Source organism: Acidovorax sp. WCS2018Noco2-16 (assembly GCF_031843945.1).
In the GTDB taxonomy this organism is placed as follows: domain Bacteria; phylum Pseudomonadota; class Gammaproteobacteria; order Burkholderiales; family Burkholderiaceae_C; genus Paracidovorax.
On the sequence record NZ_JAVTJJ010000003.1, the window covers coordinates 155,184 to 171,576 of the forward strand.

Genomic DNA, 16,393 nt, shown 5'->3' on the forward strand with positions numbered 1-16,393 from the left:
CCGTTCGGCGGGGCGGCGCGTGCGCAGCAGGCCACCCGGCAAAGGGCGGGCCGGGTTCTAGAATCGGATTATCCATGAGCCACCCATCTTCCTCCCTACCTGTTGTTACCTGGGCCGACCCCGCCCGCCACGCCGCCTTCGACGCCTGGCTGGCGCCGCTGGTCGCCGCGCACGGCCTGCTGGCGCACACGCTGCGCCCCGCATCGGCCGACGCGAGCTTTCGCCGCTACCTGCGGCTGGACCGGGTGGACGCTGGCAGCACGTGCATCGTGATGGACGCACCGCCCGACAAGGAAGACTGCCGCCCCTTCGCCCACGTCCAGCAGCTGATGCACGGCGCCGGCCTGCGCGTGCCGGACATCCTGGCCTGGGACGAGGCCAACGGCTTCATGCTGCTGACCGACCTGGGCCAGCACACCGTCATCGAGCGGCTGGACCCGGCCCGCCCGGATGCCGCCTACGCCTGGTACACGCAGGCCACCGATGCGCTGCTGCAGTGGCAACTGGCGTCGCGCCCCGGCGTGCTGCCGGTGTATGACGAGCCGCTGCTGCGCCGCGAACTCGCGCTCTTTCCTGACTGGTATGTGGCCCGGCACCGCAGCGCCGCCGTGCTGGACGACGCGCAGCAGACCACGCTGGCGCGCGCGTTCGACTCCATCGTGCGCGAGAACCTGTCGCTGCCGCAGGTGTTCGTGCACCGCGACTTCATGACCCGCAACCTGATGGTCAACCCCGAAGGCGACGGCGCGCCGCTGGGCGTGCTGGACTTTCAGGACGCGGTATACGGCCCGGTCACCTACGACATCGCCAGCCTGCTGCGCGACGCCTTCATCTCGTGGGAAGAGGAATTCGTCATCGACATTACCGTGCGTTACTGGGAAAAGGCGCGCCGTGCGGGCATTGTGGGCGCCACCAGCGCCAGCGGCTGGGGCAACGACTTCGGGGAGTTCTACCGCGGCGTGGAATGGATGGGCCTGCAGCGCCACCTGAAGGTCGCCGGTATCTTCGCGCGCCTGACCCTGCGCGACGGCAAACCCAAATACCTGGCCGATGCGCCCCGGTTCATGGGCTATATCCGCTCCACCGCAGACCGCTACCGCGAACTGGGCCCGCTGCTGAAGGTGATCGACCACATCGAAGGCATCGATGCGCCCATGGGCTACGCCTTCGGGCGCGTGTAGGCCTGGCCCACGCCAGCAAAATACTAGTCAAATTGGCCTCTAGCGCTTGATCATCAAGCGCTGGTAGCTATCAAATAAATAGCAAATGCCCCGTTTCCACTGCCCCCTGCCCTTGGCGCCCGGCGCCGCGCTGACGCTGCCCCCCGCCGCCGCGCGCCACGTGCAGGTGCTGCGGCTGCAGCCGGGCGATGCCATCACGCTGTTCGACGGGCACGGCGGCGAGCATGCGGCCACCGTCACGCGCATGGGCCGCTCTGATGTGGACGTGGAAGTCGGCGCGCACGACCCCGTCGAGCGCGAAGCCACGCGTGCGGTGCACCTGGTCGTCGGCATGCCGGCCAACGAACGCATGGACTGGCTGGTCGAAAAAGCCACCGAACTCGGCGCGGCCAGCATCCAGCCCGTGGCGGCTGCGCGCAGCGTGCTCAAGCTGGCGGGCGAGCGCGCCGCCAAGCGCCAGGCGCACTGGCAGGCGATTGCCGTGGCGGCGTGCGAACAGTGCGGGCGCAACCGGGTGCCCGTGGTGCATCCGTCCCTGTCCCTGTCCGATTGGCTGCGCAGCCCCCAGGCTGGGGCCGCCGCCGGCGCCGGCACAAAGCTGCTGCTGTCGCTGCGCGCCGGCAGCCAGCCCCTGCGCGATGCCGCCGGTCACAGCGACATGCCGGTGTGGGTGTTGCACGGCCCTGAGGGCGGCCTGACCGCGCAGGAAGAAGACGCGGCGCTGGCCGGGGGTTTTGCGCCCGCCAGCCTGGGCGCGCGCGTGCTGCGGGCAGAGACCGCCTCGGTTGCGGCGCTGGCGCAGCTCGTGTTCTGCTGATCCCTGCCTCCGCAGCAGAGGCGGGCGGCAGCGCGGCTGTCCGTCCAGGCCACGACACGCGGTGCCGGCCGCCGCCTACGCTGCGCGCGCCCACCCGCCGCAAGATCGGCGCATGCCGAAACCCGCCGGCGCCTCTCCCCAATGACGGTACCAGCGCGCCTCACCCTGCAGCGGGGGGCGGGCCTGCGGCCTCCCCCCCGGCATCGCTTGGGCCGACCGCACGGCTGCTCTGCGCAATGTAGCCTTCCGCGCCCCGGGGCCCCGGTTCGGCACGCCGAACCTAGAATGCGTTGAAGAGACAACCCCGACGACACCGGGGAAGGGCTATCGACGCCACCGACAAGAACGAACAAAGGACGCCGCTTGGACCAGGCCGACCTGCCCGCCCCCCCCATTCGTCGCCGCGCCAGCGCAGGCCGGCGGCTGCGGAACTGGCTGCTGACCAGCGACCGGCGCCAGCGCCAGCGCCTGGCCATGGCCGGGTTGGCATCGCTGTTGATGATCTGCTGCATGCTGGCCATGCACATCGTGGCGGCCGCGGGCCTGGCGGACGCGCAGCTGGTGAATGCCTGGACGGTCATGTGCGTGGCGGGGCTGGTGGTGGTGTACGCGCTGATCCGCAGCGGCTATTCACTGCGCTTCAAAGATCCCTCGCTCACCCGGGCGCAGATTCTGTATGCCATTGCCTGCAACGCCGTGGCCTATGTGATCGCAGGGCCGGCGCGCGGCATTGCGCTGCCGATCCTGGCGGTAGTGATGATGTTCGGCATGTTCGGCCTCACGCCGCGCCAGATGATCGGCGTGATGGTCTATGCGCTCGTGGCGTTTGGCGTGGCCGGCGGTGTGGTCGAGTGGCGCAGCGAGCCCGGCCATTCCCAGGCACTGTCGCTGGCCTATGCGGTGATGATCGTGGTGGTACTGCTCAGCAGCACCTTTCTCACGCGGCGGGTGCAGTCCACCCGCGAACACCTGCGGCGCCAGCGCTACGAGCTGGCCCAGGCCGTCGAGCAGATTCGCCAACTCGCCACGCACGACGATCTGACCGGCTTGCCCAATCGCCGCTACATGCTGGAGATGATGCACCTGGAGGTGCTGCGCGCGCGGCGCTCCGGCCTGCCGCTGCTGCTGGCGCAACTGGACGTGGACCATTTCAAGTCCGTCAACGACACCTATGGCCACGCGGCGGGCGACCTGGCGCTGCAGGCCTTCGCACGCACGGTGCGCGAGAGCGTGCGCGCCTGCGACGTGCTGGCCCGCTGGGGCGGCGAAGAATTCGTCTTGCTGCTGTGCAACACCCCGCCCGTGCCCGCACGCGAACTGCTGGAACGCGTGCGCCAGGCGGTCGCCACGCAGCACCTGGCGCGGCCCGGCCAGCCGCCCGTGCAGCTGACCGTGTCGATCGGCGTGGCCTGTCTGCGCACGGGTGAATCGCTGAAAGAGGCGCTGGAGCGGGCCGACCGTGCGCTCTACAGCGCCAAGGCCGCCGGCCGCGACCGGGTGGTGTGGGCAGACTGAACCTCGCACGCTCCTCGCTCGATCGCTATTAATTCAATAGCTGCCTGCGCTGATCCATCAAGCGCTGGAGGCCTTTTTTGCTTCCAACCTGGCGCCCGCCGGGTACCATTGCCCGCATGACGCTCCGCTACGACGCCCTTACCTCCCCCGACGCCTACGCCGACGTGTTCAAGGTGCCCGCACCCGCCGACCTGGGCGAACGCCGCATCAAGCCGCGCAAGCCGGGCTACATGATCCGCCTGGCGCCGCAGCCCCACACCGAGGACGCGGCAGTGGCCGCTCCCGCCGAACCCGTCGCAGCGGAAGGCACCGAGCCCGCAGCCACCCCGGCCTCGGCGCCCGCACCGGAACGCGAGCGCGAGCGCGAGTTGCTACAGGTGCAATGGGGCCTGGTGCCGCACTGGGTCAAGTCCGCATCGGACGGCCGCCTGCGCGCGCCCAAGCTGGTCAACGCGCGGTCTGAAAACGTCACCACGTCCACCCCGTTCCGCGACACCTGGCTGCAAAGCCAGCGCTGCATCGTGCCCATGCAGGCGTTCTACGTGGACGACCTGCGCAGCGGCAAGGCCGTGGCCACGCGCATCTCCCGCATCGACGGCGCGCCGATGGGCGTGGCGGGCCTGTGGGCGCTGTGGACGGGCCCGGACGGCGACACGCTGCTGAGCTTCACCCTGCTCACCGTCAACGCCAACAGCCACGCCCTGCTGCACCGCTACGGCCAGCCCGGCAGCGAAAAGCGCATGCCGGTCATCCTGAGCGAAGGCACCCAGGCGGCCTGGCTGACGGCGCCGGTGCCCAAGGCGAACGAGTTCATGCGCGCCTATGCGGCGCAGTCGCTGACGGCCAACCCGGTGGAGACGAAGGCGGACAAGGTGCCCAAGGGATGGCTGGAGTGAGCAGTGCCGATGACCTATCAGAGGGCAGTCAACACATGGCAACTAGAAACACTCCTCACTTCAGATATGCCGCGCTATTCGATGAATGCAACTGCAAATAAGCTGACAGCTTAATATATTCACGCACCAAATTATGCAGAAAAATGCAGTTACTGTTTACGACTTAGTTAGAGATCGCTTAGAGCACATCGAATTAATATTTGAGCTTCGCCACTCTTATTGCAATCTAGATCTTGTCAAGCCTGTCGGCGATAACGGATGGACACACCCTTGGAGATATTTTGAAGGACTGATCCACTACCTTTTGCTTACGTGCTTTGATCTGCTGGGACAACCTTCTGAGTGGGTATCTTTTTCCGAGTGGTTGAACTCAGACAAGAAGAAAGCAGAACGTTGTTTAGTCGAGAGCTGTATGCCCGTTAATTCACCCCCTCTTGAAATCACCAAACACTTTAATAGTGAATATCAAAAAATGTACGGCGTAAGGACATCCTTTAACAATTTTGTCCTAGAAATAATTAGTGATACAGAGCGTGCCGAACTCTACACCAATATTGAAATAGTGAGAGGGCGCATGGATGGCGAGCCGAATACCTGTTATCCGGCCCTCGGACTTATAGATAATGACAACAAAAAACTTGAATTTTTATTTAGTCTGCGCAACAAATTTACCCATACTGCAACTGTGATGGGGTCCCCTGCGGCAGGAGTTTTCCCCCATATTTATGATTGGTTCGTTATTGATGGAGTGGCTATGAAAGGGTATTCGGAAATTTATAGGGAAGAAAAAAATGGGGAATGGCTTATATATCAGGTTCGAGATTGGCCATTTTCTCTAATTCGGCTAATTAAAACCGCCTTGTCACGAAACGAATCGCAGAAAGCTATTTAGTAATTTCGCAAATAAAGCGTGGCGCAATTCAACTCACTACCCAAATCTGCACCCGTCGTGTATACACACTAGGGCCATCGAATTAAACGCCAGCCCATGCATGGGTTTGAATTTTCCAAGCAACGAGCAATGGACGCATTCCGTCAAATGCTATTAAATTAATAGCATTGAGCGATTATCTATCAAGCGCTGCAGGCTGATTTTTCTTAAATCCCAATCACGCCGGGCAGCGCGTTTCCAGCCACTGCTCCAGCCGCGCAGACACGGGCGCTGCGTCCGCCTCCCGCTCGTTGAATATCTCGTGAAACAGCGCGTCGAAGCACTGCGCCTGCACCACGCCCGGTGGCGTGGCGGCCGCAAACGCTGCGCTGCCGGCGGGGCGCACCAGCCGGTCTTGCCCGGCCCACAGCAGCAGCGTGGGCACCTGCCAGTCGGCGGCCTGGGCCAGCACGGCCGGGCCGCCGCTGGCGATGAAGCGCGCCAGCCGGCCGCTGATGCGGTCGTGGCACAGCGGGTCGGCCCGGTAGGCGGCGGCGACGGCGGGGTCGTGCGACAGGGCATCGACGTCCAGCCCGTTGCCCACGCGCAGGTCGGGCGCGATGCGCGCCAGCGTGGCCAGCAGCAGGCGCTGCAGCGGGTTCAGGCCGGCATCCAGGGCGGGTGACGAGAGCACCAGCGCATCGACCGGCCGCAGCCGCCGGGCCACGAACAGCGCCGCCACCAGCCCGCCCAGGCTGTGGCCCAGCAGCACCAGCGGCTGGCCGGCGGGCATGCGTGCGCGAGTGGCGTCCACAATGTCGGCCAGGTCGTCCAGCAGGCGCGCGTCGGCGTTGAGCGCGCCGCGCGGGCCGCCCGATTCGCCATGGCCGAAGTGGTCGTAGCCGCGCACGGCAAAGCCCCAGGTGTTCAGCCGCCGCGCCAGCGGGTCGTAGCGGCCGGCGTGTTCGCCCAGGCCGTGCACCAGCAGCACGGTGCCGCGCGGCGCGCCGCCGTCCACGGGCCAGTCCTGCACCGCCAGGTTTTCGCCGTCGCTGGCGGTGAAGGGGCTCAGCGTGGAGGGTACAGGCTCGGTCATGGCGGGCGGGCGTCAGGGGCGGGAATGGTGCCTCGTCAGGCCGCGGCGGCCTCGCCGGCTGCAGTGGGCACACCACCGGCGGGCGGCAGGCTGGCGATGACCTGCGCGACGGCGGCGGTGAGCTTCTTGGCGTAGGGCACGTGCAGAAACTCATTGGGGCCGTGCGCGTTGCTCTTGGGGCCGAGCACGCCGCAGACCATCATCTGCGCCTTGGGAAAGCCCTGGCTCAGCAGATTCATGAGCGGAATGGTGCCGCCCTGGCCGATGTAGCCGCACGATGCGCCGAACTGCGCCCGGCTGGCGGCGTTGAGCGCGTTCTCGAACCACGGCGCCGTGTCGGGCGCGTTCCAGCCGCTGGCCGCGCCGCCGCCTTCGAAGGTGACCCGGGCCTGGTAGGGCGCGTTGTCTTCCAGCAGCGCCTTCATTTCCTGCACGCACTGGGCGGCGTCCACCAGCGGCGGCAGGCGCAGGCTGAGCTTGAAGGCGGTGTAGGGGCGCAGCACGTTGCCTGCGTCCTGCAGGGCCGGAAAGCCCTCGGCGCCGGTGACGCTGAGCGTGGGCTCCCAGGTGCGGCGCAGCAGCGCGTCGACCGGCTCGGTGGTGGTGGGCAGCGCGAAGGTGGTGGCGCCGCCGCAGTCGTAATGCGCCCACGGAAAGCGCCGGTAGATCTCGTCGCCCAGGATGTCGGCCGTGGCGCGTGCCTGCGTCAGACGCTCTGGCGGCACGCTGCAGTGAAAGCTGGCGGGCAGCAGGCGGCCGGTGGCGGAGTCTTCGAGCCGGTCGAGCACCTGCCGCATGATGCGGAAGGACGACGGCACCAGGCCCGAGGCGTCGCCCGAATGCACGCCCTCGGTCAATATCTCGACCTTCAGCGTGCCGCTGGCCATGCCGCGCAGGCTGGTGGTGAGCCACAGCTGGTCGTAGTTGCCGGCGCCACTGTCCAGGCAGATCACGAGCGCGACCTCGCCCATGCGCGTGCGCAGCAGGTCGATGTAGGGCAACAGGTCGCCCGAACCGCTTTCTTCGCAGGTTTCGATCAGGCCGATGATGCGCGGATGCGGCACGTTCTGGCGCTTCAGCTCTTGCACGGCGGCGATGCTGGCGTAGACGGCATAGCCATCGTCCGCACTGCCGCGGCCGTACAGCTTGCCGTCTTCGTACTTGGGCGTCCACGGCCCCAGGTCGCTGCGCCAGCCTTCGAATTCGGGTTGCTTGTCGAGGTGGCCGTACATCAGCACGGTGGGGCCGGTAGAGGCTTGTGGCTGGGTGCCTTCCACTTCGAAGAACAGCACCGGCGTGCGGCCGGGCAGGCGCACGATCTCCAGCGTGAGGCCGGGCACCTTCTGCGCTTCGACCCATTCGGCAGCATTGCGCAGCACGCGGTCGAGCAGGCCCAGCTGCTCCCAGTCGGGCGCGAAGCCAGGCGACTTGGCGGGGATGGCGATGTATTCGGTCAGCTGGCGCACGATGTCGCCGTCCCAGCGCTGGCTGAGCTGGGACAGGGCCTGGTCAGGCTGGAAGGCGGTCGAAGGGATGCGGGCGTTCATGCGGCTCTCCTGTGTGGGGTGCGCCGACCGGCACGAGAAAAAAACTGCGCCGCGGCGGGTGTGCAGATCATTTTGCTACAGCGCCCTGCAACCGCGCTGGCGCAGGGCTTGCATGCGACCACGGCGCGCCCGATGATGGACGCCGCGCCCCGAAAGGTCTAGAACCACCCCATGCGCTACCACACCACCCTGGGCGGCCAGGGCCATGCCTTCGACGACCTGCGCCAGGTGATGGCCCACGCCAGCCCGGCGCGCTCGGGCGACTACCTGGCCGGCGTGGGCGCGGCCACCGCGCAGCAGCGCATGGCCGCGCGCCACGTGCTGGCCGACCTGCCGCTCACCACCTTCCTGAACGAGGCGCTGGTGCCCTACGAGCAGGACGACATCACGCGCCTGATCATCGACAGCCACGACGCGGCGGCCTTTGCGCCGGTGCGCCACATGACGGTGGGCGACTGGCGCAACTGGCTGCTGGGCGATGCGGCCACGCCCGAGGCGCTGGCTGCGCTGGCGCCTGGGCTCACACCCGAGATGGTAGCGGCGGTGAGCAAGATCATGCGCAACCAGGACTTGGTTGCCGTGGCGCGCAAATGCCGCGTGGTCACCCGCTTTCGCAACACGCTGGGCCTGCCCGGCCACTTGGCCGTGCGGCTGCAGCCCAATCACCCGACGGACGATGTGCGCGGCATGGCCGCGTCGGTGCTGGACGGGCTGATGCTGGGCGCGGGCGATGCGGTCATCGGCATCAACCCGGTGTCGGACAGCATGACCACGCTGGAGCAGCTGTGCCGCCTTTTCGATGCGCTGATCCAGCGGTTCGAGATTCCCACCCAGGCCTGTGTGCTGACGCATGTGACCAACACCCTGCAGCTGATGAACGCGGGCGTGCCGGTGGACCTGGTGTTCCAGTCCATCGGCGGCACCGAGCAGACCAACCGCAGCTTCGGCGTGACGACCGCGTTGCTGGACGAGGCCTGCGACGCGGCGCGCGCCCTGGGCCGCGGCACGCTGGGCGACAACGTCATGTACTTCGAGACCGGCCAGGGCAGCGCGCTGTCGGCGGGCGGCCACCACGGCGTGGACCAGCAGACCTGCGAGGCGCGCGCCTACGGGCTGGCGCGCCGCTACCGGCCGCTACTGGTGAACACCGTGGTGGGTTTCATCGGGCCGGAATACCTGTACGACGGCAAGCAGATCATTCGCGCGGGCCTGGAAGACCACTTCTGCGGCAAGCTGCTGGGCCTGCCCATGGGCTGCGACATCTGCTACACCAACCACGCCGAGGCCGACCAGGACGACATGGACACGCTGATGGTGCTGCTGGGCAGCGCGGGGCTGAACTTCCTTATCGGCGTGCCGGGGGCGGACGACATCATGCTGAACTACCAAAGTACCTCGTTCCACGATGCGCTCTTCTTGCGGGGCACGCTGGGCCTGGCACGTGCGCCGGAGTTCGAGGCCTGGCTGCAGGCACGGGGCATCACCATGCCGGACGGCCGGCTGCGCGACGGCGCCGCGCCGCTGGCGCTGGCCGGGCTGCTGGATGGACAAGGCGCCAAGCCATGAAGGAACCCGCTCCGCCATCGACTGGCTCAGCCGCCGAAGCCGTGGCCCACGTCACCGCCACGCCGTGGCAGGACTGGCGCCAGGCCACGCCCGCGCGCATTGCACTGGGCCGCGCGGGCGTGGCTATTCCCACCGACGAATCGCTGCGTTTTGGCTGGGCGCACGCCCTGGCGCGCGATGCCATTCACGCCCCGCTGGACACCGACGCGCTGGCCGCCGCACTGGGCGCGGCCGGGCACGAGGTGCTGCTGGCCCGCAGCCGCGCGGACGACCGCACCACCTATTTGCGCCGGCCCGACCTGGGACGCCAGTTGCACCCGCAAGACGCGCTGGCGCTGCAGGAGCGCGCCGCGCAGGCGCCCAAGACCCGGCCGGATCTGTGCGTGGTGGTGGGCGACGGCCTTTCTTCGCTGGCGGTGCAGCGTCACGCCGTGCCGCTGCTGCAGGCGCTGATGCCGATGCTGGCACCGGGCACGGTGCTGGCGCCGGTGGTCGTGGTGGTGCAGCAGGCGCGCGTGGCCGTGGCCGACGAAGTGGGTGAGCTGCTGGACGCGCGCATGAGCGCGATGCTGATCGGCGAGCGGCCGGGCCTGAGTTCGCCCGACAGCCTGGGCATCTACCTCACCCACGGCCCGAAGCGCGGCCGGCACGACGCCGAGCGCAACTGCATCTCCAACGTGCGCGCCGAGGGGCTGAGCTACGCGAGCGCCGCCCTCAAGCTGGCCTGGCTGATGCGCCAGGCGCTGCGGCTGGGTGCCACGGGTGTCGCGCTGAAGGACGACAGCGATGCGGATGCGGCCCTGGGCCACATGCCGCCAGGGCTGGACCACGGCGACCGAGCGCCCGCGCAGCGACCAAAAGGCTAGGCCAACGCGGTGGCCGGCACGCGGTGTGGCGCCGCTGCGGCCTCCACCCGGTTTCGGCCGGCATGCTTGGCGCGATACATCGCCTCGTCGGCTGCGGCGATCAGGCCGTCCCAGCTGTCGCCCGGCTCGAGCGAGCCGCCGACGACGCCGATGCTGAGGGTGACCGGCACCGTGCGGCCGCCGACATCGAACCGCGTGTGTTCCACCGCGGCACACAGCTGCCGGGCCAGTTCCAGCGCGCCTGCCAGCGGCGTGCGGGGCAGCAGCACCAGAAACTCCTCGCCGCCGTAGCGGCCGACGAGGTCTTGCGTGCGCAGGCGCTCGCGCAGCACGTCCACCACGCGGCACAGCACTTCGTCTCCCCCGAGGTGGCCCAGGCCGTCATTGATGCGCTTGAAATGGTCAATGTCCACCATCATCAGCGCCAGCGGTTCGTGCGCCCGCACCGCCTGCGCCACGCTGCGGTCCAGCGCGGCAATGGTCGAGCGGCGATTGGGCACGCCGGTCAACGAGTCTTGCGCGGCCAGGCGCCGGTTGGCGTCGTCGGCGCGGTCCTTGGCCATCAGCACGAAGCCGAAGGATGACGCCTGCACCGTCACGAATGTAGCCAGGAAGGTCAGGTGTTGCGCGACGCTTTCCTGCATCAGGCCCTCGGCAGGCATGGCGCCCTGCGCCGCCAGCGCTCCACGCACCACCAGCACGATGGCCTGCAGCAGCAGGCCAGTGGCCACCAGCCACGTTCCACGGCCGCTGCGATGCTGGCCCGGGTGGCACAGCTCCCATAGCGGCAGGGCCAGTTGCAGTGGGAAGATGATGCCGGCCAGCACCAGCCGCGCCAGGTAATCGTCCAGGAACAGGGTGAACAGCACTGCCGTGGCGGCCATGGGCACCAGCATGCGCGCCCAGGGCAACGCACGGCCCTGGAACTGGAAGGCCGCGCCCAGCACGCAGGCGAACACGGCCGCCAGCAACGTGTTGGCCAGCACGATGGAGATGGCGTCGGGCAGCTTGCCGCGCCCAGCCAGCAGCACATAGGCCAGCGCCTGCATCAGCAGCGCGACGGCCCACAGGCCGAGGCCCTCGCGGCGCCGGTCGTTGCCGACCACGAGCAGGCCCGCCGCCATCACGACGGACGCGACGACGGTGGCCAACAACAGAGTGGGGAGATGCAACAGCGAAGTCATGCACAACGCGGGCGCCGCGAACGCGGCAGCCCTGGAACACCAACATGGCGCCGCAGAATAACCGCCCTTGCGCGGCCGCACACGGCCGGTCGCAATCGGTTACGGCAGTGTGAGCCTCAGCGGGACGGCAGGGCGCGCTGCGTCTGGGCGATGGAGGTGGCAGGCGTGGCCTGCTGCACCGCCGTGAGGCGGAAGACCTGCACGGCATCGGCAAGGCGCGTGGCCTGGTCGCGCAGGCTTTGCGCCGCGGCGGCAGACTCTTCCACCAGCGCGGCGTTCTGCTGCGTCATCTGGTCGAGCTCGTTGATCGATGTATTGACCTGGCCGATGCCGCTGGCCTGCTCGGCGGCGGCAGCGGAGATCTCGCCCACGATGTCGCCCACACGTCGCACGGAGCCGACGATCTCGTCCATCGTGCTGCCGGCGGCCTGCACCAGCCGCGCGCCGGCTTCGGCCTGCGAGACCGAAGCGCCTATGAGCTGCTTGATTTCGCGCGCGGCCTCGGCCGAGCGGCCGGCGAGCGAGCGAACCTCGCCCGCCACCACGGCAAAGCCCCGGCCCTGCTCGCCCGCGCGGGCCGCTTCCACCGCAGCGTTCAGCGCCAGGATGTTGGTCTGGAAGGCGATGCCGTCAATCACGCCGATGATGTCGGCAATGCGTCGGCTGGCGTCGTTGATGCCACCCATGGTGGCAACCACCTCGCCCACCACCTTGCCGCCGCGCTCGGCCACTTCGCCGGCCGAGTGCGCTAGCTGGTGCGCCTGCCGCGCCGAGTCGGCCGACTGGCGCACGGTGGCGGTGATCTCCTCCATGCTCTGCGCCGTGCCGGCCAGGCTGCTGGCGGCAGATTCGGTGCGGCCGGACAGATCCTGGTTGCCGCTGGCGATTTCAGCGCTGGCGGTGGTGATGCTGTCTACCGCCGTGCGCACTTGTTGCAGCACCTGCAGGTAGCGCTGGCGCATGCCTTCCACCTCCAGCATCAGCGCGCCCATTTCGTCGCGCCGCTGGGTGGTCAAGGGCTGCGTCAGGTCGCCCTGCGCCACGGTGGTGACGGCCTGTGTCAGCTCGCGCAGCGGCTGGCTCACGCCGCGCCGCAACACCACGAAGAGGCCAGCGCCGAGCACCAGCAGTGCCACGCCCATCGCAGCCCACACCGCCCAGAGCGCGCTGCGCTGGTCCGCGAGGGCCTCTTCGTCCGACACCTCAGCCACGACCCACCAGTCGGCCGCCGTCTTCCGGCGCACGGCCCAGGGATCGGGACCCTGCGCGGGCAGCAGCGCGCTGGCATTGCGAACGGAGTTGCTGTCGGACAGCGCCTGAAGGTAGTCGCGCGCCTGCGGAAAGGCTTCAAGCACCTTCTTGCCGCGCGCAGACGGGTGCGCCAGAAAGACGGCTTCTTCCAGCGACTTGCGCGGGTCGATGACGTAGGCACTGCCATGCTCGAAAAACCGCAAGGACGTGATCTGCTTTTGCATCAAATCCAGAAACACGGTGAGGTCGTTGCCCACGAAAAGGATGGCGATGACCTTGCCCGCAGCATCCCGGCGGGGTTCGTAGTGCGCCATAAAGGGCCGCCCGAACAGCGTGGTGCGACCGGTGTAGGACTCGCCTTTGAGCATCAGCGGGTAAGCGGGGCTGGCGCGGTCGAGCGTGGTGCCCTGGGCGCGTTCTCCCTTTTCATTCTTGACGGACGTGGTGACGCGCACGAAGTCGTCGCCCCGCCGCGCGAACACGGTGGCGACGCCGCCGGTGTCCTGCGCGAATTTGTCCACCGTGGCGGGATCGCCGTTGACCATCATGCCGAAGCTGAACAGCTCGCCTTTGGCGATGTCTAGCTCCATGGTGGGCTCGAACCGCTGCCGGAAGATGGCGGCGCCACGCTGCACCAACACGCGGTTGGCTTCGTCCACCGAATCGAGCGAACTGGCTACCGCGTCCGCCGCATTGCCTATGCCTTCCATGACCTGCGCCCGCGTGGATCGCGTGGTGATGGAGGCGATCGCCAGGCTGAGCACCAGCAGTACCAGGGCGACGAGGCTCAGCGCCAGCAGCGTGATGCGGCGGGCGACGGACCGGTTGGCACTTGCCGGCGCAGAAACAGCGGACATATCGAACTCCTTGACCATGATCAAGAGGCAATTGTCGTTAAATTTCGTAAGAAATCGTTATTTGCTGTGGTCAAACCAAGACAAGCAGCGCTGAGCTAACGGCGAAAGGCGGCATTTCCATCACCATAAAAAACCCTGTAGCTCTTCACCATCAAAGGCACGCAGCTATTAATAACATAGCAAACAGGGGGTTCTCTTCTTGTCAAGCATCCGGGGGGCAAACAGGAGCCGTCTATCACCGGAATGCCGCCCTCCCCTTGCATGACTATCAATTCCGCATCCAGCGGCGGCCACGCGGGTGCCCTGCCCGTCAGTCGTGCTCGAAGTGAAACACCGCCGTGCCTGCAAGCACATTGGGGAACCGGCGCACTTCGCGCCCGTCCTGCAGGCCAAAGGCGTCGATCAAGCGTAGGCGGTTCTTGTGCGCCAGCACCTCGAAGTCCTTGAACGTGCCCACGCGGATGTTCGGCGTGTCATACCACTGGTACGGCAAGCGCCGCGTGACCGGCATGCGCCCGCGCAGGATCGACAACCGGTTGGGCCAATGCGCAAAGTTCGGGAAGGCGACGATGCCGCTTCTGCCCACGCGCGCTGTCTCGCGCAGCATCACCTCGGCATTGCGCAGATGCTGCAGCGTGTCGATCTGCAGCACCACGTCGAACGAGTTGTCGCCGAACATCGCCAACCCTTCATCCAGGTTGAGCTGCACCACGTTCACCCCGCGTCGCACGCAGGCCAGCACGTTGGCGTCGTCTATTTCCACGCCGTAACCCGTGCAACTGCGCTCGCGCTGCAGATACGACAGCAAACCGCCATCGCCGCAGCCCAGGTCGAGCACACGCGCGCCGTGGGGCACCAGCCGGGAGATGGCATGCATGGTGGCTTTTTCGGTCATGCGAACTCCTTGGCAATGCTCTCAAAATAGGAGCTGATAACGCCCATGTAGCGGGCGTCATCGAGCAAAAAGGCATCGTGTCCGTGGGGCGCGTCGATCTCGGCGTAGCTCACGTCACGGCGGTTGTCGAGCAGGGCCTTCACGATCTCGCGGCTGCGTTGGGGGGAAAAGCGCCAGTCGGTGGTGAAGCTCACCAGCAGGAACTTGGCCGTGGCGCGCGCCAGCGCCAGCGTGAGGTTGCCGCCGTGCGCCAGCGCCGGATCGAAATAGTCGAGCGCGCGGGTGATCAGCAGGTAGGTGTTGGCGTCGAAGTAATCGCTGAACTTGTCGCCCTGGTAGCGCAGGTAGCTCTCGATCTGGAACTCGACGTCCTGCGTGCTGTATTTGGGCGCCAGTCCCTCGCGCAGCTGGCGGCCGAATTTCTCATTCATCACATCGTCGGACAGGTATGTGATGTGGCCGATCATGCGGGCGATGCGCAGGCCGCGCTTCGGAATGGCGCCATAGCGGTAGAAATGGCCGCCATGGAAATCCGGGTCGGTCACGATGGCGCGGCGCGCCACCTCGTTGAAGGCGATGTTCTCGGCCGTGAGGTTGGGCGCGCTGGCCACCACCACCGCGTGACGCACGCGGTCGGGGTATTGCAGCGTCCAGCTCAGCGCCTGCATGCCGCCGAGGCTGCCACCCAGCACGGCGGCCAGTTCCCGCACGCCCAGCCGGTCGAGCAACAGGGCCTGGGCGTTCACCCAGTCTTCCACCGTCACCACGGGGAAGTCAGCGCCGTAGATCTCGCCGGTATCTGGATGGGTGTGCATGGGGCCGGTAGAGCCAAAGCACGAGCCCAGGTTGTTCACGCCGATCACGAAAAAGCGGCGGGTGTCCACCGGCTTGCCCGGGCCGATCAGGTTGTCCCACCAGCCCTCGCTCTTGGGCTGGCCTTCGTACACGCCCGCCACATGGTGCGACGCGTTGAGCGCGTGGCACACCAGCACGGCATTGGAGCCGTCGGCGTTCAGCGTACCGTAGGTTTCGTAGGCAAGGGTGTAGTCGCGCACCGAACCGCCGCCCATGAGGGGCAGCGCTTCGGCGAAATGCAGAAACTGTGGCGTGGCGATGAAGGACATGAAAAAACCCGGCATCGCTAAAAACGAGGCCGGGTCGGTGGATGCCATTCATTCACGCATGCATCACTTCGCGGACGGGTCTTTAGCTGAATTTATAAAGCGCCCGCAAGCTGGTGCAAATCGGCGCGTGGGGCACTATACCAAAGCAGCTTCGTGCCGTTCAACCCACAGGCGCCAGCAGCGCGATGGCACCCAGCACCAGGAAGATCACCGCCGAGACCACGTGCACCGCACGAATCGGCACCCGCCGGGTGATGCGCTCGCCCAGCCACACCACCGGCGCGTTCGCCAGCATCATGCCCAGCGTGGTGCCTCCCACGACTGCGAGATAGGCGCTGTATTGCGCGGCCAGCATGACGGTTGCCACCTGCGTCTTGTCGCCCATCTCCGCCAGAAAGAACGCCACCAGCGTGGTGCCGAACACGCCCCAGCGCGGCGCGGCGGTGGCGTCGCCCTCGTCGAGCTTGTCGGGAATCAGCATCCAGACCGCCATCGCGATGAAAGAAAGCCCCAGCCCCCAGCGCAGTACCTGCGGGCCCACCAGCGTGGTGACCCAGGCGCCGACAGCACCGGCGAGCGCGTGATTGGCCAGCGTGGCCACAAAAATGCCCAGCACGATCGGCCAAGGCTTGCGAAAGCGGGCCGCCAGAACCAGGGACAGGAGTTGGGTTTTGTCGCCCATCTCGGCAAGGGCGACGATGGCGGTCGAAACAAAGAAGGCTTCCAT

14 protein-coding genes are annotated in these 16,393 nt (G+C 67.1%); 7 read left to right on the forward strand and 7 right to left on the reverse strand.

Annotated elements, in window-relative coordinates; all coding sequences use genetic code 11:
• The first annotated feature begins 74 nt into the window (after positions 1-74).
• The 5 genes from RQI28_RS10210 (at position 75) to RQI28_RS10230 (ending at position 5,301) form a co-directional block, all read left to right on the forward strand.
• The gene (locus tag RQI28_RS10210) at positions 75-1,181 is read left to right on the forward strand and encodes a phosphotransferase (protein WP_311223259.1); all 1,107 of its coding nucleotides are present in this window, start codon (positions 75-77) and stop codon (positions 1,179-1,181) included.
• Positions 1,182-1,266: 85 nt separating this feature from the next.
• The gene (locus RQI28_RS10215) at positions 1,267-1,998 is read left to right on the forward strand and encodes a 16S rRNA (uracil(1498)-N(3))-methyltransferase (protein ID WP_311223260.1); all 732 of its coding nucleotides are present in this window, start codon (positions 1,267-1,269) and stop codon (positions 1,996-1,998) included.
• A gap of 474 nt (positions 1,999-2,472) precedes the next feature.
• Positions 2,473-3,513, forward strand: a complete 1,041-nt coding sequence (locus RQI28_RS10220) for a GGDEF domain-containing protein (protein WP_404976898.1) — start codon at positions 2,473-2,475, stop codon at positions 3,511-3,513.
• A gap of 116 nt (positions 3,514-3,629) precedes the next feature.
• On the forward strand, positions 3,630-4,409 hold the full coding sequence (locus tag RQI28_RS10225) for an SOS response-associated peptidase family protein (protein WP_311223262.1): 780 nt from the start codon (positions 3,630-3,632) through the stop codon (positions 4,407-4,409).
• Positions 4,410-4,542: 133 nt separating this feature from the next.
• Entirely contained in the window at positions 4,543-5,301 is a 759-nt protein-coding gene (locus RQI28_RS10230; RefSeq protein ID WP_311223263.1) for a hypothetical protein, read from the forward strand.
• A 217-nt stretch (positions 5,302-5,518) separates the two neighbouring features.
• On the opposite strand, the gene RQI28_RS10235 is transcribed toward RQI28_RS10230, so the two are convergent.
• Positions 5,519-6,376, reverse strand: coding sequence for an alpha/beta hydrolase (locus RQI28_RS10235; protein ID WP_311223264.1), 858 nt, complete (start codon positions 6,374-6,376; stop codon positions 5,519-5,521).
• Positions 6,377-6,411: 35 nt separating this feature from the next.
• Positions 6,412-7,923: a M20 family metallopeptidase gene (locus RQI28_RS10240; protein WP_311223265.1), complete on the reverse strand. Its 1,512-nt coding sequence runs from the start codon at positions 7,921-7,923 to the stop codon at positions 6,412-6,414.
• A 171-nt stretch (positions 7,924-8,094) separates the two neighbouring features.
• Between RQI28_RS10240 and RQI28_RS10245 the strand changes: the two genes are divergently transcribed.
• Positions 8,095-9,489 carry an ethanolamine ammonia-lyase subunit EutB gene (locus tag RQI28_RS10245; RefSeq protein ID WP_311223266.1) on the forward strand — a complete coding sequence of 465 codons (1,395 nt, stop codon included), beginning with the start codon at positions 8,095-8,097 and terminating at the stop codon, positions 9,487-9,489.
• Positions 9,486-10,355, forward strand: coding sequence for an ethanolamine ammonia-lyase subunit EutC (gene eutC, locus RQI28_RS10250; protein WP_311223267.1), 870 nt, complete (start codon positions 9,486-9,488; stop codon positions 10,353-10,355). Before RQI28_RS10245 ends, eutC begins: the two co-directional genes overlap by 4 nt.
• On the opposite strand, the gene RQI28_RS10255 is transcribed toward eutC, so the two are convergent.
• The 5 genes from RQI28_RS10255 to RQI28_RS10275 form a co-directional block, all read right to left on the reverse strand.
• Positions 10,352-11,527: a GGDEF domain-containing protein gene (locus tag RQI28_RS10255; RefSeq protein WP_311223268.1), complete on the reverse strand. Its 1,176-nt coding sequence runs from the start codon at positions 11,525-11,527 to the stop codon at positions 10,352-10,354. The genes eutC and RQI28_RS10255 overlap by 4 nt on opposite strands.
• 128 nt (positions 11,528-11,655) lie before the next feature.
• A complete protein-coding gene (locus RQI28_RS10260; protein WP_311223269.1) occupies positions 11,656-13,647 on the reverse strand; it encodes a Cache 3/Cache 2 fusion domain-containing protein in 1,992 nt (663 codons plus the stop codon).
• 310 nt (positions 13,648-13,957) lie between these two features.
• On the reverse strand, positions 13,958-14,542 hold the full coding sequence (gene metW / locus RQI28_RS10265) for a methionine biosynthesis protein MetW (RefSeq protein WP_311223270.1): 585 nt from the start codon (positions 14,540-14,542) through the stop codon (positions 13,958-13,960).
• A complete protein-coding gene (locus RQI28_RS10270) occupies positions 14,539-15,666 on the reverse strand; it encodes a homoserine O-acetyltransferase (protein WP_311223271.1) in 1,128 nt (375 codons plus the stop codon). The genes metW and RQI28_RS10270 overlap by 4 nt, the downstream gene beginning before the upstream one ends.
• Positions 15,667-15,826: 160 nt before the next feature.
• The gene (locus tag RQI28_RS10275; RefSeq protein WP_311223272.1) at positions 15,827-16,393 is read right to left on the reverse strand and encodes a TMEM165/GDT1 family protein; all 567 of its coding nucleotides are present in this window, start codon (positions 16,391-16,393) and stop codon (positions 15,827-15,829) included.

What these genes read in the sequence shown, in the direction of transcription:
- RQI28_RS10210 (WP_311223259.1), top strand. Translation starts at nt 75, where the DNA reads ATGAGCCACCCATCTTCCTCCCTACCTGTTGTTACCTGGGCCGACCCC.
- RQI28_RS10215 (WP_311223260.1), top strand. Translation starts at nt 1,267, where the DNA reads ATGCCCCGTTTCCACTGCCCCCTGCCCTTGGCGCCCGGCGCCGCGCTG.
- RQI28_RS10220 (WP_404976898.1), top strand. Translation starts at nt 2,473, where the DNA reads ATGGCCGGGTTGGCATCGCTGTTGATGATCTGCTGCATGCTGGCCATG.
- RQI28_RS10225 (WP_311223262.1), top strand. Translation starts at nt 3,630, where the DNA reads ATGACGCTCCGCTACGACGCCCTTACCTCCCCCGACGCCTACGCCGAC.
- RQI28_RS10230 (WP_311223263.1), top strand. Translation starts at nt 4,543, where the DNA reads ATGCAGAAAAATGCAGTTACTGTTTACGACTTAGTTAGAGATCGCTTA.
- RQI28_RS10235 (WP_311223264.1), bottom strand. Translation starts at nt 6,376, where the DNA reads ATGACCGAGCCTGTACCCTCCACGCTGAGCCCCTTCACCGCCAGCGAC.
- RQI28_RS10240 (WP_311223265.1), bottom strand. Translation starts at nt 7,923, where the DNA reads ATGAACGCCCGCATCCCTTCGACCGCCTTCCAGCCTGACCAGGCCCTG.
- RQI28_RS10245 (WP_311223266.1), top strand. Translation starts at nt 8,095, where the DNA reads ATGCGCTACCACACCACCCTGGGCGGCCAGGGCCATGCCTTCGACGAC.
- eutC (WP_311223267.1), top strand. Translation starts at nt 9,486, where the DNA reads ATGAAGGAACCCGCTCCGCCATCGACTGGCTCAGCCGCCGAAGCCGTG.
- RQI28_RS10260 (WP_311223269.1), bottom strand. Translation starts at nt 13,647, where the DNA reads ATGTCCGCTGTTTCTGCGCCGGCAAGTGCCAACCGGTCCGTCGCCCGC.
- metW (WP_311223270.1), bottom strand. Translation starts at nt 14,542, where the DNA reads ATGACCGAAAAAGCCACCATGCATGCCATCTCCCGGCTGGTGCCCCAC.
- RQI28_RS10270 (WP_311223271.1), bottom strand. Translation starts at nt 15,666, where the DNA reads ATGTCCTTCATCGCCACGCCACAGTTTCTGCATTTCGCCGAAGCGCTG.
- RQI28_RS10275 (WP_311223272.1), bottom strand. Translation starts at nt 16,393, where the DNA reads ATGGAAGCCTTCTTTGTTTCGACCGCCATCGTCGCCCTTGCCGAGATG.